The 24,731-nt window shown below is 35.3% G+C and carries 23 protein-coding genes; 18 read left to right on the forward strand and 5 right to left on the reverse strand.

Annotation, left to right across the window (positions count from 1 at the left end):
* The first annotated feature begins 36 nt into the window (after positions 1-36).
* The 11 genes from V8G56_RS12365 to V8G56_RS12415 all read left to right on the forward strand — a co-directional run bounded on the left by V8G56_RS12365 (position 37) and on the right by V8G56_RS12415 (position 11,241).
* Positions 37-693 (forward strand): acyltransferase, encoded by a 657-nt coding sequence (locus V8G56_RS12365; RefSeq protein ID WP_395438763.1) that lies wholly within the window; start codon positions 37-39, stop codon positions 691-693.
* Positions 693-1,730, forward strand: a complete 1,038-nt coding sequence (locus V8G56_RS12370; RefSeq protein ID WP_395438764.1) for a glycosyltransferase family 4 protein — start codon at positions 693-695, stop codon at positions 1,728-1,730. The genes V8G56_RS12365 and V8G56_RS12370 overlap by 1 nt, the downstream gene beginning before the upstream one ends.
* A gap of 6 nt (positions 1,731-1,736) precedes the next feature.
* Entirely contained in the window at positions 1,737-2,876 is a 1,140-nt protein-coding gene (locus V8G56_RS12375) for a glycosyltransferase (protein ID WP_395438765.1), read from the forward strand.
* Positions 2,877-2,881: 5 nt separating this feature from the next.
* A complete protein-coding gene (locus tag V8G56_RS12380) occupies positions 2,882-3,511 on the forward strand; it encodes a class I SAM-dependent methyltransferase (protein ID WP_395438766.1) in 630 nt (209 codons plus the stop codon).
* Positions 3,508-4,065, forward strand: coding sequence for an LbetaH domain-containing protein (locus V8G56_RS12385; protein ID WP_395438767.1), 558 nt, complete (start codon positions 3,508-3,510; stop codon positions 4,063-4,065). The genes V8G56_RS12380 and V8G56_RS12385 overlap by 4 nt, the downstream gene beginning before the upstream one ends.
* Positions 4,058-4,978: a glycosyltransferase family 2 protein gene (locus V8G56_RS12390; protein WP_395438768.1), complete on the forward strand. Its 921-nt coding sequence runs from the start codon at positions 4,058-4,060 to the stop codon at positions 4,976-4,978. Before V8G56_RS12385 ends, V8G56_RS12390 begins: the two co-directional genes overlap by 8 nt.
* Positions 4,979-4,980: 2 nt before the next feature.
* On the forward strand, positions 4,981-5,733 hold the full coding sequence (locus tag V8G56_RS12395; RefSeq protein WP_395438769.1) for a glycosyltransferase family 2 protein: 753 nt from the start codon (positions 4,981-4,983) through the stop codon (positions 5,731-5,733).
* Positions 5,734-5,784: 51 nt separating this feature from the next.
* Positions 5,785-6,891: an MraY family glycosyltransferase gene (locus V8G56_RS12400; RefSeq protein ID WP_395438770.1), complete on the forward strand. Its 1,107-nt coding sequence runs from the start codon at positions 5,785-5,787 to the stop codon at positions 6,889-6,891.
* A gap of 29 nt (positions 6,892-6,920) precedes the next feature.
* Positions 6,921-7,679 carry a polysaccharide biosynthesis/export family protein gene (locus tag V8G56_RS12405; protein ID WP_395438771.1) on the forward strand — a complete coding sequence of 253 codons (759 nt, stop codon included), beginning with the start codon at positions 6,921-6,923 and terminating at the stop codon, positions 7,677-7,679.
* Positions 7,680-7,691: 12 nt separating this feature from the next.
* Positions 7,692-10,061, forward strand: a complete 2,370-nt coding sequence (locus tag V8G56_RS12410) for a GumC family protein (RefSeq protein WP_395438772.1) — start codon at positions 7,692-7,694, stop codon at positions 10,059-10,061.
* Between the two features lie 121 nt (positions 10,062-10,182).
* Positions 10,183-11,241: a hypothetical protein gene (locus tag V8G56_RS12415; RefSeq protein ID WP_395438773.1), complete on the forward strand. Its 1,059-nt coding sequence runs from the start codon at positions 10,183-10,185 to the stop codon at positions 11,239-11,241.
* Between the two features lie 258 nt (positions 11,242-11,499).
* Here V8G56_RS12415 and V8G56_RS12420 read toward each other — a convergent pair whose 3' ends face one another.
* The 3 genes from V8G56_RS12420 to V8G56_RS12430 form a co-directional block, all read right to left on the reverse strand.
* Complete coding sequence (locus V8G56_RS12420; protein ID WP_395438774.1) at positions 11,500-12,165, reverse strand: response regulator; 666 nt, start codon at positions 12,163-12,165, stop codon at positions 11,500-11,502.
* Positions 12,166-12,167: 2 nt separating this feature from the next.
* Positions 12,168-13,853 (reverse strand): tetratricopeptide repeat-containing sensor histidine kinase, encoded by a 1,686-nt coding sequence (locus V8G56_RS12425; protein ID WP_395438775.1) that lies wholly within the window; start codon positions 13,851-13,853, stop codon positions 12,168-12,170.
* Positions 13,854-14,164: 311 nt separating this feature from the next.
* Positions 14,165-14,656 carry a carboxypeptidase-like regulatory domain-containing protein gene (locus V8G56_RS12430; RefSeq protein ID WP_395438776.1) on the reverse strand — a complete coding sequence of 164 codons (492 nt, stop codon included), beginning with the start codon at positions 14,654-14,656 and terminating at the stop codon, positions 14,165-14,167.
* Positions 14,657-15,216: 560 nt separating this feature from the next.
* Between V8G56_RS12430 and V8G56_RS12435 the strand changes: the two genes are divergently transcribed.
* Entirely contained in the window at positions 15,217-15,903 is a 687-nt protein-coding gene (locus tag V8G56_RS12435) for a hypothetical protein (protein ID WP_395438777.1), read from the forward strand.
* A 55-nt stretch (positions 15,904-15,958) separates the two neighbouring features.
* Here V8G56_RS12435 and V8G56_RS12440 read toward each other — a convergent pair whose 3' ends face one another.
* On the reverse strand, positions 15,959-17,263 hold the full coding sequence (locus V8G56_RS12440) for a serine hydrolase domain-containing protein (RefSeq protein ID WP_395438778.1): 1,305 nt from the start codon (positions 17,261-17,263) through the stop codon (positions 15,959-15,961).
* A 320-nt stretch (positions 17,264-17,583) separates the two neighbouring features.
* Between V8G56_RS12440 and V8G56_RS12445 the strand changes: the two genes are divergently transcribed.
* The 3 genes from V8G56_RS12445 to V8G56_RS12455 all read left to right on the forward strand — a co-directional run bounded on the left by V8G56_RS12445 (position 17,584) and on the right by V8G56_RS12455 (position 21,190).
* Complete coding sequence (locus V8G56_RS12445) at positions 17,584-19,461, forward strand: M20/M25/M40 family metallo-hydrolase (RefSeq protein ID WP_395438779.1); 1,878 nt, start codon at positions 17,584-17,586, stop codon at positions 19,459-19,461.
* A gap of 42 nt (positions 19,462-19,503) precedes the next feature.
* Positions 19,504-19,920, forward strand: coding sequence for a nucleotide triphosphate diphosphatase NUDT15 (locus V8G56_RS12450; RefSeq protein ID WP_395438780.1), 417 nt, complete (start codon positions 19,504-19,506; stop codon positions 19,918-19,920).
* A 61-nt stretch (positions 19,921-19,981) separates the two neighbouring features.
* Positions 19,982-21,190 (forward strand): NADH:flavin oxidoreductase/NADH oxidase family protein, encoded by a 1,209-nt coding sequence (locus tag V8G56_RS12455; RefSeq protein ID WP_395438781.1) that lies wholly within the window; start codon positions 19,982-19,984, stop codon positions 21,188-21,190.
* Positions 21,191-21,269: 79 nt separating this feature from the next.
* Here V8G56_RS12455 and V8G56_RS12460 read toward each other — a convergent pair whose 3' ends face one another.
* Entirely contained in the window at positions 21,270-21,950 is a 681-nt protein-coding gene (locus V8G56_RS12460) for a hypothetical protein (protein ID WP_395438782.1), read from the reverse strand.
* A 155-nt stretch (positions 21,951-22,105) separates the two neighbouring features.
* On the opposite strand from V8G56_RS12460, the gene V8G56_RS12465 reads away from it, so the two are divergent.
* From V8G56_RS12465 to V8G56_RS12475, 3 genes are read left to right on the forward strand one after another with little or no spacing between them, the layout of a single operon-like run.
* On the forward strand, positions 22,106-23,326 hold the full coding sequence (locus V8G56_RS12465; protein ID WP_395438783.1) for a sulfite oxidase: 1,221 nt from the start codon (positions 22,106-22,108) through the stop codon (positions 23,324-23,326).
* On the forward strand, positions 23,327-23,794 hold the full coding sequence (locus V8G56_RS12470; protein ID WP_395438784.1) for a monoheme cytochrome C: 468 nt from the start codon (positions 23,327-23,329) through the stop codon (positions 23,792-23,794).
* A 46-nt stretch (positions 23,795-23,840) separates the two neighbouring features.
* A complete protein-coding gene (locus tag V8G56_RS12475) occupies positions 23,841-24,716 on the forward strand; it encodes a sterol desaturase family protein (RefSeq protein ID WP_395438785.1) in 876 nt (291 codons plus the stop codon).
* Positions 24,717-24,731 lie beyond the last annotated feature (15 nt).

Below are 24,731 nucleotides of genomic sequence, written 5' to 3' on the forward strand. Positions count from 1 at the left end.
ATAGGAATATTAAAAACCTTATTCCTAAATTTCTATATGCTACCACTTAATCAAGCTATTCGTCTTCCAATTATTTTAACTCGAAAAGTTCATTTGTTCGATTTAAGCGGAAAAATTAAAATAAATGGGCCGGTTAAATTTAGTATGATTCGTTTTGGCTATTTTGGAGAAGACACTGCAGTTGCTAAAGATTTTAATACTTTACTTAAAATACGTGGAACCTTGATTTTTAATGGCGGCGCTCATTTTGGAATTGGCGTAACTATACGTGTTGAAAATGGAGCTACATTTGAAATTGGTAATAATGTCAGGATCAGCAATCAAACCAAAATAATTTGTTACGAAAAAATTGAAATTGGAAATGACTGCAGAATTGCATGGGAATGTCAAATTATTGATACTACATTTCATTATATCAGAAATAAAATAACCGGGGAATTTGCAGGTTTAAATGCATCTGTTAAAATAGGAAACAATAATTGGATTGGTAACCGGTCCAACATCATGAAGGGAACAGAAACCCCCGATTTCTGTATTATTGCCGGCGGCAGTCTATGTAACCAGAAATATGATATTCAGGAATATTCGCTGATTGCCGGAACACCAGCAAAGCTCAAGAAAACAAATGTTTACAGAGTTTTAGATGAAGAAGAGAAGGATATTAAAATCAATTCAAATATTACTACAATATAATGAAAATTGTTTTTTTAGTTGCAAGCTATATGCCACATCAAATTGCATTAATAAATGCAATAATTAAACAATATAATGTAGAAATACATTCATTCAGCATAAGTAAAAATTTTTCATTCATACCAAATAATTCAAAAGGGCTCATTACCTATGAACCAAGTAATTATAATGTTATACAACTTTATAGAAAAATTCTTGAAATTAATCCAAAACTGATTGTAGTTGCAGGATGGTTTATAAAAGATTTTGTTGGAGTTGCGAAAAAAATCAATAAAACACTTAATATTCCTGTAGTTTCATATTCTGACACCCAATGGAGAAACAACTGGAAACAAAAACTTAATTGCCTGATAAGCCCGTGGCATTTGAAAAAGGCATTTTCGCATATTTGGGTAGCTGGAATTTATCAATACGAATATGCCCGGAAACTGAGATTTGAAAAAAATCAAATCATATACAACTCATTAAGTTGTGATATAAAACTTTTTCAAAATGTTTCATTCGAACAAAAAACATCAGATTATCCTAAAAACTTCCTTTTTATTGGTCGGTTTGTTCCGGTCAAAGGACTTCATTTATTAATGGATGCTTGGCAACAAATATCCGACAAAAAAGGCTGGACTCTAACATTAGTTGGCGATGGTCCTTTAAAAACGCACTATCAAAACGAAGAGAGTGTTATTGTAAAGAATTTCATGCCGCAAACACAATTGATAAAAGAGATTCAGCAGTCCGGTTGTTTTATACTACCATCAGTTTTTGAGCCATGGGCTTTGGTTATTCATGAAGCTGCAGCAGCAGGTTTGCCTATAATAGCTACTGATGTATGTGGTGCAACGCCCCATTTTGTAATCAATGGTTTTAATGGTTATCAGGTGAAACCCAATGTTACAAGTATTAAAAATGCATTGGAAAGTTTTATTATGCTGGATACGAAACAATTAATTCGTTTTTCCCAAAACAGCCTAAAACTTGCGGAAAGTATTACTCCTGAATTAGGCGCTGCACAACTAATGAGCATATTAAATAAGGCTTAATTTAAAATGAAAATATTACACACCATTTCCGGGATGGGAATCAGCTCCGGCGGCCCAACTGCCTGTTTATATAACCTGATAGCTGGGTTAAGGCAGCAAGGCGAAAATGTAAATGTTTTAACCTTTAAACCGGAAAATATTGATTCCCTTATTTTAACTGAAGATTACATTCTAGGAGTAAAAAGCCCGTTTGAAAACAGATATGGCTATTCACTGAATTTCAAAAAAGAACTGCAGCAATTCAAAGATTTGGATATCATCCATGCCAACGGACTATGGCAATTTACAACTCATGCATCAGCGGTTTTTGGACGTAAAAACAACATTCCCTATCTTATTTCACCTCACGGAATGTTATATCCAGAAGCCATTAAAACATCATCGTGGTTAAAAAAAATTGCATTGCCACTCTACCAGCGTAAAGATTTACAAAGGGCAGCAGTAATTCATGCCACCTGCAAACAGGAAATGGAATTTATTAGGGCATTTGGATTTAATAATCCGATAGCAATCATACCCAATGCCATAGATGTTAAAACACCAATGAAATTTACACATTTAACAGCAAAAAAAAAGCAGGTAGGTTTCGTAGGCAGGTTTGCCACTATTAAAAATCTTGAGGTGCTATTGGAAGCTTGGGCTAAATCAGGAAAAAATCACCCAGGATGGGAATTGGTATTAATTGGCGATGGAGACCCTGTTTATAAAAAGAGTTTAATCCAATTAGCCAATAAATTAGAAATTAAAAACATCCGTTTTACTGGCTTTTTATCGGGCGATGAAAAAGAAATTGCATTGCAAAACTTGAACTATTTAGTATTACCAAGCAAATCTGAAAATTTTGGTATGGTAGTGTCGGAAGCATTAATTAGAGAAATTCCTGTCATTGCATCTAAAGGAACACCTTGGGAAGAACTTAATACTTGCCATGCTGGTTGGTGGATCGATTTCGGTGTTGAACCTTTAATAAATGCCTTATTAAATGCGATGCAAACACCAAAAATTGAAATGGAAACAATGGGTAAGAACGGTAGAAAATTAATTGAAGAAAAATATAATATGGAATTTGTAGCAAGCCAGATGATACAATTATACCAATGGCTATTAAAAAAAGGCGAGAAACCTGAATTTGTTAATTTAATTTAAATAATATGTCAGAATATAAAGATTACAACTGGAATGATGATGATTTTACAAATGCCCATGGAGTATTTATGACCCCTATAATTAAAATGTTACCAACCGACGGATCTCCAATTTTAGATGTTGGTTGTGGTAATGGAGCATTTGCAAATTATTTAATTAGTAAAGGATATAATGTTTTTGGCACCGACGCATCGATTTCCGGAATAGAAATTGCAAATAAGAAAAATCCTCAACATTTTTTTGTTCAAGACTTGGCAAAGGATGAGTTACCAATACAACTTCAACATATTCAATTTAAAACCATTATTTCAACTGAAGTAATTGAGCATTTATACGACCCCCGAAAATACATTGCATTTTGCAAATCAATTCTTGAAAAATCATCTGGAGGTAATTTAATTATTTCAACTCCTTATCATGGTTTTTTAAAAAATTTGGCTTTATCAGTTTTTGATGCTTGGGATAGGCATTTAACAGTGTTATGGGATGGTGGTCACATAAAATTTTGGTCTTTTAATACCTTATCTAAACTTCTAAAGGAATATAATTTTGAAATCCTTGCATTTAAAGGTTGTGGTAGGTTTCCTTATTTATGGCATTCAATGGTTATTAATTCAAAAATTAAAGTTGAATGAATCATAACAAGATAGATTTATCAAAATATAAAAATGCATTGAGTAAAAAAAACCAACTCGCACGTTTTTTCTGGACAATTATATGGTTTTTATTGGCAAGACCTTTGCCAAGAAGTGTTGGACGATCTTGGAAGTTGTTTTTATTGAGGTGCTTTGGGGCAAAAGTCCATAAATCGGCACATGTCTATTCTTCTGTTCGTATTTATGCACCCTGGCATTTAGAAATGCATGCTTATAGTTGTTTAGCTCCTGAAGTTGATTGTTACAACGTGGATAAAGTATCTATAGGAGCAAATACGACCGTATCTCAAAAAACCTATTTGTGTACGGCTTCACATGATATTACAAAATCTCATAACCCGTTGGTTACTGCTCCTATAATTATTGCAGATCAATCATGGATTGGAGCCGATGTCTTTATAGGTATGGGTGTCAATGTTGGTCAAGGTGCTGTAATTGGTGCGCGAGCAGCAGTTTTTAAAGATGTGGAACCCTGGACCATTGTTGGTGGTAACCCAGCAAAATTTATAAAAAAAAGAATAATTAATGAATAGGAAGCCCTCCCTTACTGCTATTATTTTAACCTATAATGAAGAAATTCATTTAGAACGTTGTTTAGATTCTTTAAAAGATGTCTGTAAAGATATTGTAGTCGTTGATTCCTTTTCAACCGATGGCACAGAAGCCATAGCTTTAAAATATGAGGCTCGCTTTTATCAAAATAAATGGATTAATTATGCAACCCAATTTAACTGGGGCTTAAAAAATACTAATATTGATACAGATTGGGTATTGCGCTTAGATGCTGATGAATATATAAATGTTCATTTGCAACAAGAGCTTCAACATAAGTTACCACTTTTACAGAAAAATATAAATGGAGTATTTGTAAAGCGCCTCATGTATTTTTTTGACAAGCCATTAAAAAAAGCGGGAATGTACCCTATCTGGCATTTGAAGATTTGGCGGCATGGTGATGCATTCTGTGAACAGCGTTGGATGGATGAACGCATGAAAATTAAACGGGGTGAAACCATAAAACTGCAAGGTGATCTTATAGACCATAATTTAAATAATTTAACCTGGTGGACACAGAAACATAATGGCTATGCCACCCGGGAAGCCATTGATATTTTAAATTCAATTTACAATTTTACCAATTCGGCAGGTGTAAAAGCAAACCTTTTTGGTAATGGCGAAGAACGTCGCCGATGGTTTAAAAAACGTTATTTGAAATTGCCTCTTTTTATAAGGCCTTTTTTGTTTTTTATAGTAAGATATGTTTTTCAAGGTGGTTTTTTAGAAGGAAAAAGAGGTTTTATCTGGAACGTATTGCAATGTGGCTGGTACCGGTTTTTGGTTGATGCAAAAATTTATGAAGCGTATAAAAAAGTAGGGAGAAATCGCGCATCCTTAATCACATATTTTAAAAACGAATATGGGTATGATATAACCAAGATTAATTGAACATGAAACTATCCATCATCACAGCTACGTATAACAGTCAAGCCACTATTGCCAGTTGCATGGCATCCTTAGTGCAACAAAGCTATCAGGCTATTGAATATGTGATTGTAGATGGTAATTCCAGTGATGACACCTTAGAGATTGTAAAGCAATACCAATTAAACTATCCACATGTTGCCTTTAAAATCACATCAGAACCCGATTTAGGTATTTACGATGCTTTAAATAAAGGGATTGCTCAGGCAACGGGCGCTGTTATTGGCTTTGTACATTCTGATGATGTGCTGGCATCAAACACTATTTTATCTGAAATTGCCCAAGCCTTTCAAAATAAAGCTCTGGATGGTGTGTATGGTGATTTGCAGTATGTAGCGCATTCAAATACAAATCAGGTCATCCGTTACTGGAAAAGCCGGTCCTTTCATCCTAAATTATTAAAACAAGGCTGGATGCCTGCGCACCCTACCCTGTTTTTAAAACGTGGAGTTTATGAAAAATATGGTAATTTTGATACATCGTATAAAATAGCAGCAGATTATGATTTTATGTTACGCATACTCAAAGAGCATACTCTTAAATTTTTATATTTACCACAAGTAATAACCAAAATGCGCGTTGGGGGGATGAGCAATCGCTCTGTTAAAAATATAATACAAAAATCAAAAGAAGATTATCGTGCGGTAACTTCTAATAAAGTAGGCGGTTTACTGTCAGTTTTAAGGAAGAATACCTCAAAAATAAAACAGTTTATTTGAAAATGTCATTGGTATAAAAACCTAATAAATGAGAAAAAAATGCTAAACGAAATGATGTCAAACTTAACGCTGGCCAGTATACTGGCAGTCATCAATTCATTTTTACTGGTGTATTTTATCATACCAAAAATAAGCTGGGTGATACACATGCGGCAATTACATGATAATCCGGATGAAAGAAGCTCTCATAGTACCGCCATTCCTACCATGGCAGGCATTTCTTTTTTTATTACCCTGATCATGACCTTGTTTTTTATCAAACACTTTGATTCAGACCAAATAAGTTTAAATATCATTGCAGCTATCACACTCTTGTTTATCATTGGCTTAAAAGACGATCTGGTCCTGGCTACCCCAAGAGCTAAAATACTCATGGAAACATGCGCCATTCTTTTGATGCTGTTTTCCAGCACTATGCAGATACCTACCTTCCATGGTTTTTTAGGCCTGCACGAAGTACCTGTAGTGCTCACTTACATAGCCATTATACTCATGATGCTCACCATTATCAATGCCTATAATTTAATTGATGGTATTGACGGGCTGGCGGCTATTGTGGCGATCATTATTTTTAGTATCTATGGTCTGATATTTTTTGCCACCGATTTACACTTTTATTTTTTGTTGTGCCTAAGTCTTATAGGTATCTTACTGGCCTACCTGAATTATAATTTCTCTTCAACAAAAAAAATATTTATGGGCGATACGGGGTCTCTCATTATTGGCTTTTGTATAGGGCTTTGTACCTTAAAATTTCTGGCCATGGATGATGCCATTTTTAATCACTTTTCATTTCAACCCGAAAATAAATTGATTGTGATTGCCGCCATTTTATGGATCCCGCTATTTGATATGTTACGGGTGATAAATGTGCGTTTGCTTAATAAAAAAAGCCCCTTTTACCCGGATCGGAATCATATGCATCATATATTGATCGATGCCGGGATCTCTCATTTTCAAGCCACCATGTTATTAGGTCTTTTAAATTACATCATCGTCATTGTGATTATCCGACTGTCGTCCATTTGGAATAGCTTTATTATGGTGGCCTTATTATTAGGACTGTTTATTGCAGGCGTTTTTATATTTTACATTCTTAAGAAAAAAATCACCTTAAAAAATCAAAAAATCAAAAACATAAAAATTCATATCAATTGAAACACGAGCACCATTATAGTTTAAAAATCATGAGTATTAAGAAAAGTAATTACCTGTTGATCCTCGCCTCCGCCCTATTCTTAACAGGCTGTATGTCCAGTAAAAAGATTGTCTATTTTCAGGAATCGGAGGCCATCAAAGTTCAGGACACCCTGGCCAACTTTCAGCCCCAGATACAACTTGGTGATCTAATAACCATACAGGTTTCTGCCAGCGACCCATTATCAGCAGAAATTTTTAATCTGTATGAAACGCCTTCAACATTAGGTAATCCCAGGCTCTTACCTTATTTGGTGGATGGTGAAGGCAACATCAATTTTCCGGTACTGGGAAAACTAAAGGTAGCGGGGTTGACCACGCAACAAATTGGGGACCAAATCACACAGGCTCTGACCACTTATCTGGTGGCTCCCATAGTGAATGTGAGGCTCACCAATTTTAAAATCACGGTAATGGGTGAAGTAAAATCACCTGGCACTTTTGCCATACCTAACGAACGTATTACCCTGGTAGAAGCCCTGGGTCTGGCCGGCGATTTAACCATTCAGGCCAAAAGAAACACGGTGCTGCTGATCAGAGAGAAAAATGGCGCACGCGACTTTGTGACCATTGATCTAACCAATAAAGCCCTGTTTAATTCCCCCTATTATTATCTGGCACAGAATGATGTCCTTTATGTGGAGCCCAACAAAACCAAGGTCAATTCGGCAGCAGTGGGCACAGGAACCAGTGTGCTGCTATCCTCACTTGGCATATTAATTTCCTTGATCACCTTATTTTCCCTTTAAAAATAGCTCATTATGCAAAATGAAAACCCCTTAAATTATGTATTGATTGATGAGGACAAACCCGTGAATTATCGCGAATTATTTGAAAAATATGTATACCACTGGAAGTGGTTTCTTTTGGGCATTTTGGTAGCTTTGGTAGCGGCTTACGTGTATCTCAGATACACGCCCCAGCAGTATACCGTGGCCACCACCATTTTAATTGAAGATGAATCTAACGGCATGTCTTCAGAGTTGTCATCCTTTGAAGATCTGGGACTTTTTGGCAGCCCAAAGAAGAAGGTAGAAACAGAGATCGGTCTGCTGAAGTCGCGCAGCTTGATGGAACGTGCGGTACGGACCTTAGGGATCAATATCAGCTATTTTAAAAAAGGCAGGGTGCGTGAACAAGAGGTTTATGAAAATACAGTTCGTGTTAATATTCCTTTTGTGACAAATGACTCCCTCTTTAAAAATGTGGATACACTTTTTAGCATTCATGCCCTGTCTGCCACTCAGTTTGTATTAAAAAATGCTAATGGTGCACAGGTTGGCCAGCATAGCTTTGAGGAACTAATTCCAACGGATTTTGGAATGATCTCTGTAATTTCAACCGGCACTGAAGCCATTAAAAGTGGTGATATAACCATTGTAAAAATTCAACCCGTAAAAGCCGTTGCCAAACAATTAAGTAACGCCATAAAGGTGGACTTAAAGTATAAAAATACTGGCTTGATCGAGTTGAGTACCAATACCGCCATCAAACAAAAAGGGGAAGATCTGCTCAATGAACTGGTAAGGCAGTATAATGAAGATGCCGTTGAAGATAAAAGTGTGATAGGTAAAAACACCAATACCTTTATTAATGAACGGATGCGGGTAATTGAAGAAGATCTGTTTAATGCAGATAAAGGGATTCAACAGTTTAAAACTAGCAATAAATTAACCGACATTACTTCTGATGCCACGATAGCCCTGGAAACCAATTCGGAACTGGAAAAGACCATTTTAAATTTAAATACCCAGATCAAACTCGCCAACTATGTGATGGAGTATGTGGCCAACAATACCAATGAACTCATTCCTGCCAATTTAGGTTTCAATGACGGGGCAGTCAATGCCAACACGCAACGTTATAATGAACTGCTGCTGGAACGCAGCCGCATTTTAAAAGGCTCAAAATCAGAACATCCTTTAATCAAAAACCTGGATGACCAGTTAAGCCAACTGCGACGCAGTATTTCTGCGGGTCTGGTGAATTTGAAGTCCTCCCTGCAGATCTCTTTAAGAGATGCCCTGAAGGAAGAGCAGAAAATGAGCTCCAAGATCACCTCAGTGCCCAGACAGGAACGCGAGTACCGCGATATTCAGCGTCAGCAACAAATTATAGAAACCTTATATCTTTACTTATTGCAAAAGCGTGAGGAGAATTCTATTGCCCTGGCCATCACGGTACCGAATGCGAAAGTGATTGACAGAGCCGACAGCAGTAATATTCCAGTAAGTCCGAAAAGATCCATTGTATATTTAGTGGCCCTGATGCTGGGAGGACTCCTACCATTTATGATCCTCTATATCCGGTTTTTATTTGATAATAAGGTACATACCAGCAAAGATATTGAAGCGGTGGTGAAATCCCCTATTATTGGTGAGATACCGCATTCAAGATCAGAGAATAAAATAGTGGTCAATGACAATGACGTAGATAATATTGCAGAAGCCTTCCGCATGCTTCGTACCAACATTTATTTTATGCTTTCGGGTGCTAAGAACGGGTCTCAAACCCTGTTTATAACATCAACTCTGGGTGCAGAGGGTAAAACATTCATCTCCTTAAATCTGGCCAGAGTATTGGCCTTATCTTCTAAAAAAGTGCTACTGATCGGGGCAGATGTTAGAAAACCAAAATTTAATGAATATATGGGCATTAAAATTAATAAGGGACTCACCCATTATTTAGCGGATGACACGATTGAGATTAACCAAGTGATTACCTCCTATCCAGAGGGGAATTTTGACGTTTTAGCATCAGGTGTGGTACCGCCAAATCCTTCAGAATTATTAATGAATGGACGTTTTGATGAGATCATGGCCTATGGAAAAGCCCACTACGACTTTGTGATCGTGGATACGGCGCCTATCAAAATGGTAACAGACACCTTATTGCTCAGTCATTTTGCCGATCTATGTCTATACATCATTCGTGCCGAAGTATTAGATAAAAGATTACTGGAAATACCTGAAAAAATGTTTTCAGAAAAACGCCTGCCCCATATGGCAGTGGTGCTTAATGATGTTAATATTCAAAAAGGAGGCTATGGCTATGGCTATGGCTATGGCTATGGCTATGGCAAGGAAGATCTAAAAAAACCTTGGTGGAAACGCATTTTAAAAAATAAATAAAATATATTTGACACATGAAGTAAATACTGACAAAAAAAGGCTTTAGTTTATATACGTCCCTTTTTATCAGCTATTTATCGAACACAGTAACCAATCCATTGAAAACCACAAAAAGTATAAAATGAAGAACATTATGCAATTTTATAAGGTAGTACCCTCATTATTACTACTAGTTACGCTATCTGGCATGGCCCAAAACACAGACAATGCAACAGAGGTAGACAATAAATATTTTAGTCTGACCTTTGGGATCAACATGATAGATAATAGTAATAATAAACTTGCGCCTTTTGATGGTAATCAATTGGATTTTAATACGCCTTTCTTTTTAACTGCCGAGCAAAGAATTCATAAAAACTGGTCTATAGCATTAAGTTTATCTACTAATCAATTAAAACTGGATAATATATCTGCTGTAGAGCCCTATTTTAGTACGGACGTCTTTGCCAATTTGTTTGTAGATGATCTTATTTTCAACAATAAAAATATAGACCTATATGTTGGTTTAGGTGCAGGCATCCAGACCTTACAAGGCAAGGCCGCAGCGTCTATTAATGGAACAGGAGGGTTTAGATACTGGGTTTCAGAAAAAGTGGGTATCAGTCTACAGGCTATTGGAAAAATAAACAGAGATGGTCTGGCACAAGTGGACAATCATTATCAATTTAATATGGGTGTGAGCTATGGCTTTGGAAGAAAAGCACAATCTAAGAAAATCGAAATTGGAGAAACCTTAGAGCCACCTGCGAAGCCAGCAGAGAGTATTAAAGTTACAGTTAAGGATACCATCCCTGCAGAACTGCCTGATTTCTCTTTAGATGTCAAAAAACCGGTTACCGTGACCTCTACAGAGTTGGCTAAAGACGCCTATGAAGCAGATATGATCAAGAAAAATGCGGGAGCCGCTTTAAATGCAAAATCTTCAAACACCAGGCCAGATGGCGTGAAAAAAGGCTATCATGTGATCGTTTATGCCTTTGAATATAAAAATAATTTAGATAGGATGGTGCGTCTTTTAACGGATAATGGCATTAAAGTGCAGGTGATCAGAGTATCAGAAAAAAACTTAGACTACATCAGTGTGGCTTACTTTAAAACGAGTGAAGAAGCGCATAACTATATGAATAATACCTTAGATAAGACACTGTTTAAAGACAGCTGGGTCTATGAAGTGGATTAAAAGAAAAAGACTATTGTAGAAAAAGTAAAGGTGTCTTTAAAATATGATTGATTTAAGAGTTGCCACTTGTTGGCATGAGTATCAATGAAAAGCAGCTTCATCTGGTCAAGATAATATCTTGTAAAAAAAAACGCTGCATCTATTGGATGCAGCGTTCGATCATAAATTTCCCTAAAACTTATGAATCAATTAATAGCACTACAAGTGTAAGCTGATTATTTTGATTTTTTTTACTGTTTTCCGTAAATAGCTAATATTTTAAATAAGCCCTAGATCTTTTGCAGTGGCTATCAAATGAATAGCATTATTAGATTTAAAATCTATGCGAAGTTTATTTAATCTTTTTTCAATAGAACTGAGACTACTAGGCTTAATGCCGTTCTGTTTAAAAAGATCACTTATGTCCTCCTGAGATAATCCGTTGGACAAATGCTCCAGTAATTGAATATCATAATCATCTATTTCCATATGATTATTAGAGTTCAATGCCTGCGATACTTCAGGAGACAGATAAAGTTTGTCCTGATGCACACTTCCTACCGCTTTTGTTAATTCTATTAGGCCTCTCCGGCTTTTACAGACATAGCCATCAACATGATGATTATTTATTAAATTCCGCACTTTTTGAAGGCGGTCTTCAATAGAATACACAATTATTTTTAAGGCGGGATATTCCTGCTTTAAGGCTTTTATTAAAGCTTCTCCTGAAGAAAATTTTTGTTCCCTATGGTCCGATTTAAAAGAGAGGTCAGTAATTAACAATTCAAAAGGCACTTGATCTGCCATGCCTTTTTTAATTTTTAGATAGGCATCGTCACAATATTGTACCTGATTAATTTCTTCAATACCCAGCTCACAAAGCGATATATACACCCCCTTGGTAATGTCCTGCATATCTTCTGCAACTAAAACTTTTTTAAACATAATTAAAGTGATACTCTGGCTTTAAAACCATTATTAACTTTTGTTTCAAAGGTAATTGTTCCGTTTATGGATTCCATACGGTTTTCCGTATTGTGTAAACCACTATTTTTAATCAGGTTAGTCCCAATGCCATTGTCTTTATAATCAATAATTATTTTTTTTCCTTTCTGTGAGAATGTTAAGACTACCAGCGTTGCTTTGCTATGCTTACGCATATTGGTCATAAGTTCCTGAAGCACCCTGTGCAAAGTGATTTTTTTATCATGGTCCAAACCCTCCCAGTTGACTTTGGACAAATCTTTGGTAATAATATTGACGGCATCACTCTTATAACTTTGTAACAAATCTCTCAAATGTGCTTCATAAGTGCCATGTATATCAATAATACTGCTCTCTTTAGAGATATCTCTGGTTTTATTATATACTTCCTCCAGATCATCTAAAATAGCCTCTTTGATCGTTTCAGTCTTTTGTATTTTTGTCATCACACGGTAAAGATCATTGGCAACCTCATCATGTACCTTTTTAGAAATACGTGTCTCGGTATTATAAACCTGTTGCAATTTGTCTTTTCTGTGTTTAGTTCTAACAATGACATACAAAAAAACCGTTAGAAATAGCCCTAAGATGGTTATACTTTGATAAATAGTTTTATTTAACTTTTCCTGCTCGGCTTCTATCTGACTGTCTTTTATTTGTAATTCCAGTTTTTGGGCTTCTTTTTCTTTCTTTTGAAAATCGTATTTAATGGCCGCATAATTATTCTCCTGAAGTTGCTTTTTACGTTCGGTCTCGTTCTTTAAAGCAACATAACTCATGAAATCAGAATTACCCTCTAATTTCATCTTTAATTCCATTGTTTCCAATTCAAATATGGGTGAGTTAATCTGATCAGACAGCGCCTTCATTTTATTAAAATACGTAATGGCTTTGGCTTTGTCATTTTGATCTAAATAGAATAAGAACAGATGCCTGTAACTTGAAAAAAGAGCCACCATATCTTCTAATGATAATCTGATTTGTAAGGCTAATTCCATGTTATTGAGCGCACTTGAATGTCCTGTTTTAGACTGAAAGTATCCCAAATTATCCAGGTATACGGCTTTGGTCTCTGTTTCTTTCATTGCTAAAACACTGTCATAATGGGGTATTAAAACGGCAGCAGCTTCTTGATAGTTATCTGAATCCGCATGGGTATTGGCCATATTAGTAAGGATCGCAATTTTATCAACTAAATTATCTTTCAATTCAAGGGCTAGGTTGTAATACCAAATGGCATTATCATAATCTTCAATTTTTCTGTAAACCATGCCAAGATGATTGGTTAATCGTTTTCTTGGTTCTGCTGTTTTAGTGCGGTCTTTAATAGCATCTAACAAACCCATGGCCTTCACAGCGGTTAATTCGCTTTCATGGGTAAACCCCATTTTAAACTGCCCTAAGGCGATTAATTCAAAATGATAGGCAGCCTTAATAGTATCGCCCTGCATTAATGATTGTTCAGCCTTTTTATTAAAAAACTCAAAAGCTTTGCCTGTTAAGTTAATATCGTTAATTTGAAGAATGGCATGATAATAAATTGACGTGCTGTCGGGAGTGTTCTGAGCGTGAAGCGAGTTGTTAAAAACACCAGGAATGTTAAGTAATACAAAACAAAAAAAGAGGTAGGGTAATTTATGGTGTTTCATTCCTCTAATTTACTAAGAATTTTTAGTTTTATTCTAAAAACTATTTTTTAAAATATTGTTTTTAGTTGTTTATAAATCATAGATTTTTTAGAAGAAGTAATGAAGAAAAGCTAGCGTTAACTGCTGTTGCATTAACATGATACAGTTATGACCTTATCAGAATTGCCTGTGTAAGAATGTTCAATTCAGTCATCAATACAGCGTACCATTTTTTGCTGCTGATTCTGGCATTATTCGATCGACGGATTGCAATTATTAAATTCAAATTTGATTAATCATTCCTTTTTCAAATCAGTAAAAATAGTTTTTGATCAATTGTTTCTGGTTTTCCGAATGGCTCCCTTAACAGATCTCCCTGCCGCTTTTAACATTTCATCTTTCAAATCCAAGGTATTTACATTTTTTCCTCTTTGAGCATCGCGTTTTTCCTTTCGAGCTTCACGTCTTTGCTTCCTAATCTCTGATACAGTTAATGGTCTCTTAATTTTTGATTTAACTTCTTCTTCCAGAGTAATATTAATTTTATTCTCATTTCCTACAGTAATTTCTTTGGTTTTAAATCCAGCACAACTAATAATGAGTACGGCGCCTTCATTTACCTTCAAATCAAAATTTCCATCAAAATTTGTTTTGATTACAGCTGATAAGCCCTTAACTAAAAGGGTTGCGTCATTTAAAGGCATACCATTCAAATCCCGCACATTGCCCTCAATTACAATTTCCTTTTTTAATCCCTCCACCATAGTCACTTGTCCTAATGAAATAGTTGGAAGAACAAAAAGTAGTACTAGTAGTTTTCTCATTGGTATGTTTTAATTTCTTCCAATTTAAATTTTTATTTTGGATTACCGTTTTTATTTATTAAATCTTTGGAGGATACTTATCAAGAGTATGACCATTTTAAAACCTTGTTACTTCTGTTATTGAGTTATGTTGTGACTCATAGACAACCTCAACAAAGCTTCTCAATAGCATAACAGTTATTATTGTTTATAAATTTCTATATACCACTAATCTAAAATAGCCCGATGTTATATTTAAAAAATTAGATTTCTTTTTTATAGTAATTGTGTTATTAATTTAATAAATTGTGATTATCATTTTATATTAATATGTGAACACAAAACTGAACACGTTTTGGAACACGATTAAAATTTGTAAAAATATAAATGACTGATATATAGTTATTTACAAATAGATGGATTTTCCTTTTGAAATTCATAACCCGGAGGTCTCAGGATTGCACCTCGTTCTCTCTGTATACTTAAAATCACTCACAATCAATACGTTTAGCTTACGCTAAACCGTTTGTTTTTTTACTTACATTTGCGCGTCAAAAAATATATAAATTTTGCAAATGATAATGACTACACTTTTTAAAAGAACCTTTCTGTTTATACTCTTCTTAATACCCATCTGCTTATTTGCACAAAATGACTCCATTGTAAATGAAAAACTACCAGCGAACGCCGAAAAGCTAGAGCTGATTTTTAAATATTCATCAATAACTTTGTTAAATACCAATACCACAAAGGTGACTGTTAACCCATACGGTGATGGAAAAATCAAGAAAAAAAGCGGCTCACAATCCACTACAAAAGTGTTAGGCATTACCTATGTTGAATCCAAATATAAATTCTTAATTGATTTCAGCAACGTATATAACGGATCTTCAAATCTAACAGGCACGAAAAAAACGAGTGATGTTTTAGAAACGACTGAGGCGACTATTACCACCAATTTAGAAACTTCTAAAACTTGGAACTTCTATTTAAAAATTGATAAAATTGATTTTTTTAATCTGGATAAAGGAAGGCTTACTGATGGCGAACGTACCATCAAGATCATCAGATCAAAAATTATCAGGCTTCAAAACATAGAGGAGCTTAGTGATTTGAATCCGGAAACCCTCTTTTATGAATTTATAGAAGATGGGGTGTCCTTAGGAGCGGTGACATTTGAGGGTCAAAGTACTATCTGGCTAAAGCCTGATTTAGATGAAACCACTAAATTGCTTGTATGTACGGCGATGCTATCCATTGCGAGTTAAGCTGTCAATAGCTCCCACTCCATTTTCCCCATAAATAATCATTAAATCAGCTACTTTAAGGTATCAATGTAGCCATGTCATTTTTATCTGGAGTCGTTTTTAAACTTGTTTGACCATAAACGGCATTGACAATCTTGTATAGGTCAGGTATTACTGTTTTTGCTATTTTGGAATTACTGTTTAAAAGCACACAGATACCCAGATCAGCCTCAGGATAAACTGCAATTTCATTTCTGTAATTATTCACACTGCCTCCATGATGGAACATGGTTTTTTGCGTATCATTTTCAATAAAGTTATGGATTCGCCACCCAAAGCCATAATAGGAGCTTACATGCCCCGGCCAACGTTGATAATATTTGCTACTTCCTTTAATTTCTATAAAGGGGTTAAAAGCTTTATCTAAAGCTGACATATCCATTATTTCTGGACGATGTCCAAGTAATAAGCGCATCCATTTGGCCATATCAAGGGCGCTGGCGTTAATACCTCCTGCCGCAACGGCATTATAATAATTATCTGTTAGTTTTAAAGTTTTCCAACTCTTACCGCTTTTAGAATGTGGTATAGCAACATTTTTTACCTTATCCAAAGTTTGATAATCCATGGAGATAGTTGTCATTTCCAATGGTTTAAAAAACCTATCGTTCAATAAAGTCTTAATATCTTGATGAGTTGCTTTTTGCATCATCTCAGCACTAAGGGCAAACATCGCATTTTGATAGCTGTACATCTTACCTGGTTTACTAATAGGAGTTACTGCTTTAAAACGTTTCGCAATATCAGTTAATGGGATTCCAGCCTCCACAAGATTGGTATAACTATGGTAAGGTGCTCCTGAAGTTTGTGATAAAATAGTAGCGAGTGTAATTTCATTAGTATTCGTCAAGTCTCCCAACTTAAATTCAGGGATATAATCATTAACCTTATCTGTCCAATCCAAAACCCCTTCACTATTTAATTTGGCCGCTAAAACGCCTGCGAACCCTTTTGAAAGGGATCCTAGTCTAAATACGGTTTCTGAGTCAACTTGATCCTTAAATTTAATGTTCTTTTTACCAAATCCCTCAGAGATGACAATAGAATCTCCCATGACTATGCTGACTCCTGCACCCACAATGTCACCAGAAAATATGGCTTTTTCAAAATAAGCCACAAGTGCCTCATTCAAGGCTTCCTGAAATGCTTTATGTATTTTCATTTCATTTTGATCGACTGTCGTTTTTTCAATTTTAATAGTCGAAATGGCTTTCCCATTGTCTTGTTCAGGAGCCGTTACAGCTCTGACAACACTTAAGGTGAGCACAACAAACGTGAAAATTAATACAGTAGGTTTTATAAAGATTTTGAATCTCTGCATAAGTAAAATTGAAATTAGTTTTGGGTGTTCGGCTACGAATATAGGATGAAATACTGATATATCCGATAAAAAACGTGTTTTTTTTAACAAAAACCGCTTATTGTTATTTTAACCTAAGATTTGTTTAAACTTCTCATAAAACACCTCTTATCGCAGCATATAATAATTAAGTAAAAACAGGTAAACCCTTTTTTTGAAAATCTGTGAATAAATTCACTATTTTTAAAATCAAATGTTATTAGCCTTAAATAGCATCCATTTTGTGTTCAAATGAAATCATAACCGACTTCATTAAACTGCAATCTATAACAACAAGACTCATGAATTCAATCATTAGAAATATTTTAGCAGTAATCACCGGAATTATTATTGGAAGTATTGTTAATATGGGCATCATAGCCATAAGCGGTTCTATCATTCCTCCTCCTAAAGGAGCAGATATTACTACCATGGAAGGTTTAAAAGCGACCATACATTTATTTAAACCTGTTAATTTTTTATTCCCTTTTTTAGCACATGCCCTAGGCACTGTGGCAGGGGCCCTCTTAGCAGCATTCATTGCAACTAAACATAAAATGAAATTTGCTTTAGGGATCGGTTTGTTTTTCCTGATAGGTGGTATTACAAACATCTTATTACTACCTTCGCCAACCTGGTTTACTATTGTAGATCTTGTCGGCGCTTATTTACCAATGGCGTGGCTTGGAGCAACACTAGAAAACAAAATAATAAATATGGTAAAAAAAATATTTTTCGTCGGTCTGGGATTGATCTTAATCTTTATAATTTACTTATTAGTCAATACTTATAATTTTAAATCAACACAACTAAAATATGAACCGGCCACTGTTTTTAAAATTAATAGGGCTTCCATTGAGAACTTCTCAAATGCCATAAAAATTAAAACAGTATCACCAGAGAATGACATTGATTTTGACTCTTTGCAATTCCAGAATTTTGAAACATTTTTAATTGAAACTTATCCTTTAGTGGATTCCCTTTTAGAAAAGAAAACGTTTAATTCTTTTAGTTTTTTATATAAATGGGCCGGTACAGACCCCAGTTTAAAGCCCATCATCTTAATGGCGCATCTTGATGTGGTGCCTGTTATAGAAGAAAATCTACCAGATTGGAAACACCCACCTTTTGGCGGCGAAATAATTAATGATACCATTTGGGGCCGTGGCACCATTGACGATAAAGTAGGAGTTATTGGCATCATGGAATCCTTAGAACTTTTATTAAAAGACGGCTTTAAACCAACACGCAGTATTTATATTTCATTTGGACATGATGAAGAAATTGGAGGCGTCAATGGGGCGAAGTCTATCGCTCAATACCTGAAAGATGAAAAGGTGGAAGCTGAATTTGTTTTGGATGAAGGCGGCAGTATTGTGCAGCATATGATACCAGACATTGATAAAGATGTTGCACTCATAGGCATCGCTGAAAAAGGCTTTATTTCTTTAGAATTATCAGTAAAAATGGAAGGTGGCCATTCTTCCATGCCAGAAAAAGAAACAGCGATAGATATAATTTCAAACGCCATAGTCAAACTTAAACAAAACCCCTTTCCTGCGATAATTTCTGCACCTATTGATGGTTTTATTCAAAATTTAGGCCCGGAAATGCCTTTTATAAACAGACTGGTGTTTGCTAATAAGTCCATATTTGAATCTGTGATTACAGGAATTTATGAAAAATCAGCGTCTGGTAATGCCCTGGTAAGGACGACTACTGCTCCAACCATCTTTAATAGTGGTGTGAAAGATAATGTCATACCACAGTCTGCCAGTTCAACCATAAACTTTAGAATTATTCCAGGGGAAACCCTTGCGACCGTTACTGAACGTGTGAAGGATCTTATCAATGACGAACGTATCATGATTAAAAAGGGAGATTTTATTTCTGAACCATCAAAAGTGTCAAGCACCAGTTCTTTTGGTTACACGACATTACAAAAAACTATTTCAGAAATTTATCCTGAAGTACTGGTTGCGCCTTATTTAGTAGTCGGCGGCACAGATTCCAGACATTTAAATGATATCTCGGATAATATTTACAGATTTTCAGCCATTAAACTCAATAAAGGAAATATAAAATCATTTCATGGACTGAATGAAAGATTACCTGTTAGTGACTTTGAAAATTCCATTCGTTTTTATTATCAAATCATAAAGAATAGTTCAACAAAATAAATGTAGTTCTATCTTTTAAACTAAACAAAAATTAGCGTTACCATGATGGAAAATAGTCCAAAAGTTGGGATTGGCGTGATGGTCATTAAAGATAGTAAAATACTGCTTGGTAAGCGAAAAAATGCCCATGGTGAAGGGACCTGGTCTTATCCCGGAGGCCATTTAGAATTTGGAGAATCCTGGGAAGCATGTTCAAAACGTGAAGTGATGGAAGAAACGGGTATCCAAATCAAAAATCTTCATTTTGGAATGGTGACCAATGATGTTTTTAAAAAGGAGCAAAAGCATTATATAACCATTTTTATAGTTGCAGAATTTGCCGCGGGTGACCTTAAATTAATGGAACCCCATAAATGTGAAAAGTGGGATTGGTTTGAATGGGGGCAATTTCCAGAGCCGCTTTTTTTGCCCATAATAAATCAGTTAAAAACAGACTTTAATCCTCTAACTATTTATTAAAAATATAAATGATTATTTATCACTTTATTTCGATATTATATAACAATATACACTAGCAAGAATGACTATTTTACAACAAGAATTGATTTTGCCTAATGGCAGCAGATTAAGTAACCGAATTGCTAAATCGGCCATGAGCGAGAATGCTTCAAACAAAAAGCATGAGCCAACAACAACGCTGATAAACGCCTATAAAATATGGGCTCAAGGTGGCGCCGGATTGTTAATTACGGGCAACATCATGATTGATTCCAAGGCTCTTGGCGAACCTAGAAATGTGATTGTGGAAGATGAGAGAAATTTTAATTTACTCAAATCATGGGCAGACACTGTAAAAGGGACAGAAACGCATTTATGGGCACAAATCAATCATCCTGGCAGACAGGCCATGGAACAAATCAACAGTGAATTATTAGCGCCGTCTGCCGTGCCTCTTAAAGTTGGTGGTAGAAAAAATGCGACAAAAAAAATACCAAAAGCCTTACTCGAAAATGAGATTGAAGAAATTATTGAAGCGTTTGGTAATACTGCCTTTATTTTGAAAAAAGCAGGATTTACAGGCGTTCAGATTCATGGCGCCCACGGTTATCTGGTAAGTCAGTTTTTATCACCCTATACCAATATCAGAGAAGATAAATGGGGTGGTACTATTGAAAACAGGTCCAGATTTGTGATCGAGGTTTATAGAAGTATCAGGAAAAAAGTAGGAGAAAAATTTCCTATAGGCATTAAATTAAATTCAGCAGATTTTCAAAAAGGAGGCTTTACAGAAGAAGAATCTATGGAAGTGGTTAAAATGCTGTCCAAAGAAGGCATCGATCTAATTGAGATCTCAGGCGGAACCTATGAAGCACCAGCCATGATGGGGAAAAAACATGAGAGCACCAATAAAAGGGAGGCTTATTTTATGGAATACATTGAAAAAGCAAGAAAGATCACCAAGACGCCTTTAATGTTAACAGGTGGTTTTAGAACATCCTCTGTCATGGAAGATGCGGTAGCATCAGATCAAGTAGATATTATTGGAATGGCGCGTCCTTTTGTCTTATTTCCCAATATAGCGAATGACCTGTACACTGGAAAACAAACTGATTTTACCAGCCACATTCAAAAAACAGGGGTAAAAGCCATTGATGGAGCTATGAACATCATCTGGTATGAAGCGCAAATTAAACGTTTGGGGAAAGGTAAAAAACCAAATCCAAAATTAAATCCTTGGTTTGTCTTTATAAGATATGCCTGGTTGATAATAGCTAAAAACCTTTTTTAAATTGAAATAACCATAAATAAAAAACTCTGCATCATATTCAACGCAGAGTTTTTTATATTTAATAAGTACAACAGGACTCTTAAGACTCCGCTTCTGAGAGGTTAATGCCTTTTAAGAGTATAAAAACACCCATTGTTAGTAACCATATCACCTTTACGTGAAAAACAGGCTTATAAATTTCAAAGTTGTCTGGGATTGCCAGTATAATGCCCATAGCGGTAAGACCCAATAAAATAGTAAACCAACTTAACCATTTGCTAAGCATATGCCATTTTAAAAGTCCAAAACCTAATAATATCAATCCTACTCCTGAAAATATACGTCCAAAACGTACAAAACAAGTCACATATTGATTGGTATAGAGTGTTCCGTTCAAAAATTCCTGAATTTCTTCAGGCGATTTACCCATGGTTTGACCCACACCCCAGGCACCGTAATTATAATAAAACGCTGCCGCTATAGCAATGGTAAAAGTTCCGACGATAACCATTCCTGCTCCAGGTATGATTACAACCCCAAAAGGTTTTTTGCCTGTCATTGAAACAAATGCAAAAATAGCAATGGCCATAGTGACCCATCCAAATATATGAATGCGATACATCCATATCCAGAACCATACGTTCTCACCTATGGCAGGAAAATCTGAAGCTTGAAAATACTCACCAACGTGATGTGGTGAAAGTGCCCAGCCACTCCATAATAATAAGGCAGCTAAAACAAAAGCCCATCCAATAAATTTAGTTCCAAAATTCTTTATCATAAAATTTAACTTTAAGTTATGGCATAATATAATTAAGGTACAATATAAAGCTGACTTGACAAAAAATGTGTAACATTTGTTACATAAGATATATTTTTAAAATTGTAATTTGTATCTTTAATATAGTATGTTAAAACTAATTTAATTCTACACTTTTGAAAAGAAGATCTTTTGTTAAAAAAGCAACGATTAGCTCGTTTGCCACACTTATTGGAGCAGAAATTATTTTTGGATCTAATATATTAGAAGGTTATGTGCCATTGGCATTACAAGATCCAGATCCATTTAAAATGTTTAATAAAAACAAAGAAATGGTAGTGTTGAATGACAAGCCATGGAATATGGAAGCGCAAGCTCACTTGCTAGATGATGAAATCACTCCTAATTCTTGCATGTTTATAAGAAATAATGGCTTAATTCCTGAGAGTATTGATGTAAAAAGCTGGGTTTTGAAAATTGATGGAGAATCTGTCGTTAAGGAAAAAACCTATACTCTTGCTGAATTAAAATCAAAATTCAAACAATATACCTATCAATTGACTATAGAATGTGGCGGCAATGGACGCAGTGAATTTAATCCACCTGCTCAGGGAAATCAATGGACTATTGGTGCCGTGCACTGTGCCTCATGGACCGGTGTGCGCTTAAGAGATGTTTTAGAAGATGCCGGCATCAAAAATAACGCGGTTTATATTGGCTATCACGCAGCAGATATACATTTAAGTCGGGATCCTAAAAAAGAACCTATTTCCAGAGGATGCCCCATGTCAAAAGCATTACAGGATGAAACTTTAATTGCATTTAAAATGAATGGAGAAGATATTCCGTTGGTGCATGGGTATCCTTTAAGACTGGTGGCTGGTGGCTGGCCTGCGTCGGTTTCAGGCAAATGGCTTAATAGAATTAGTATTAGAAACATCATTCATGATGGTGAAAAAATGGGGGGCGATTCTTACAGAGTGCCTTGTAAACCTATAGAACCAGGAGAAAAGATAAAGGATGAAGATTATTGCATCATTGAGTCTATGCCTGTCAAATCGTTAATTACGTATCCTAAATCTGGTGCTATTATCAACAAAGGAAAAACATTAAACATCCGAGGACATGCATGGGCAGGTGAATTAGAAGTGACTAAAATGGAATACTCCATAGATTATGGCTCGACCTGGAAAATGTGTACGATTGAAAAACCTAAAAACCGATTAGCCTGGCAACATTTTAAGGCTTCCATTGATTTTCCTCAAACAGGATATTATGAAGTTTGGGCCAAAGCAACAGATAGCAATGGAAAAGCACAACCTATGCTATTACCAGGATGGAATCCTAAAGGGTATTTAAATAATGCTTGTCATCGCATTGCGGTTAAAGTTAAGTAGATGTCTGAAGAATTAGAATTTTTTAAACAAGTTAAAAAAGTATATCATTTATTACTTTTACTATTCAGTTTGTTTGTCATAGCAGGCGGAGCGCTTGTTTATTATATGGCTAACCCTGAATTTTTTAATTTTAACAAGGCTACAGAGGTGGCTGTTGTTGTTGAAGAATTAGACCCCGATAGAATAGAAAATGGCATACATGTAGCCACTGGTTTTGTGGATGCTGAAGGGATGATGACGGTGGTTCGTAACTGTACAGCCTGTCATTCATCAAAATTAATTCTTCAAAACCGCATGAATGCTGATCGGTGGAATGCCACTATTAAATGGATGCAGCAAACTCAGAATCTGCCGGATTTAGGAAAAAATCAGGAGATTATAGTTAATTATTTAGCAACAAATTATCCGCCGGTTGATACGGGAAGACGCCCTGGATTAACAAATATTGACTGGTACGAATTAGATTAAGAATAAGAATAGAAATTAATAACATTTTACAAACAATAAATTAAGAATGGAAACTTATTTAGAAATTTTTACAAACACAGTAGCCGGAATGGCAAAATACCAATGGAGACAAATTATATTTGATGTTCCATGGGATAAGAACTATTTTTGGGGATTAACAATCATCTCTTTATTAGTTTGGCTATTGGAAATAGTATTCCCCTGGAGAAAGGAGCAATCTATTATAAGAAAAGATTTTTGGCTGGATGCGATTTACATGTATTTTAATTTTTTCATTTTCCAAATAGGTTTATATGGTTTATATAATTTATTGGGTGAAGGATTCAATAAATTAGGGATTACATCTACCTCTTTTGCGCTATTCGAGAAAGAAGCACTACCCACTTGGGCATTTATGCTTATTTTCTTTCTTCTTAATGATTTTGTGCAGTGGTTTACGCATGTGTTATTGCATAAATATCCCTTTTTATGGAAGTTCCACAAAGTGCATCATAGCGTCAAAGAAATGGGTTTTGCTGCGCATTTAAGATATCACTGGATGGAAAATATACTTTATAAACCACTTAAAACATTGGCAGTTATGATTTTGATTGGTGCTGAACCTGAACAAGCATTTTTCATTCACATTTTTACAGTTTTAATTGGTCATTTAAATCACGCCAACGTTAAAATAACCTGGGGTCCGCTTAAGTATATCTTGAATAACCCGGTAATGCATTTATACCATCATGCTTATGTTTTGCCTAAAGGATCATATGGTGTTAATTATGGTATTAGTTTAAGTTTGTGGGATTATATCTTTAAAACAAACTATATACCTGAAGATAGTGGTACGGTAGAAATAGGATTTGAAGGCGATGATGTATTTCCACATGATTTTATTCGACAAAACCTTTATGGATTTAAAAAAGGGCAGAAATAATTTGCCCTTTTTTAA

It is taken from the genome of Gaetbulibacter aquiaggeris, from assembly GCF_044003965.1.
GTDB lineage: Bacteria > Bacteroidota > Bacteroidia > Flavobacteriales > Flavobacteriaceae > Yeosuana > Yeosuana aquiaggeris.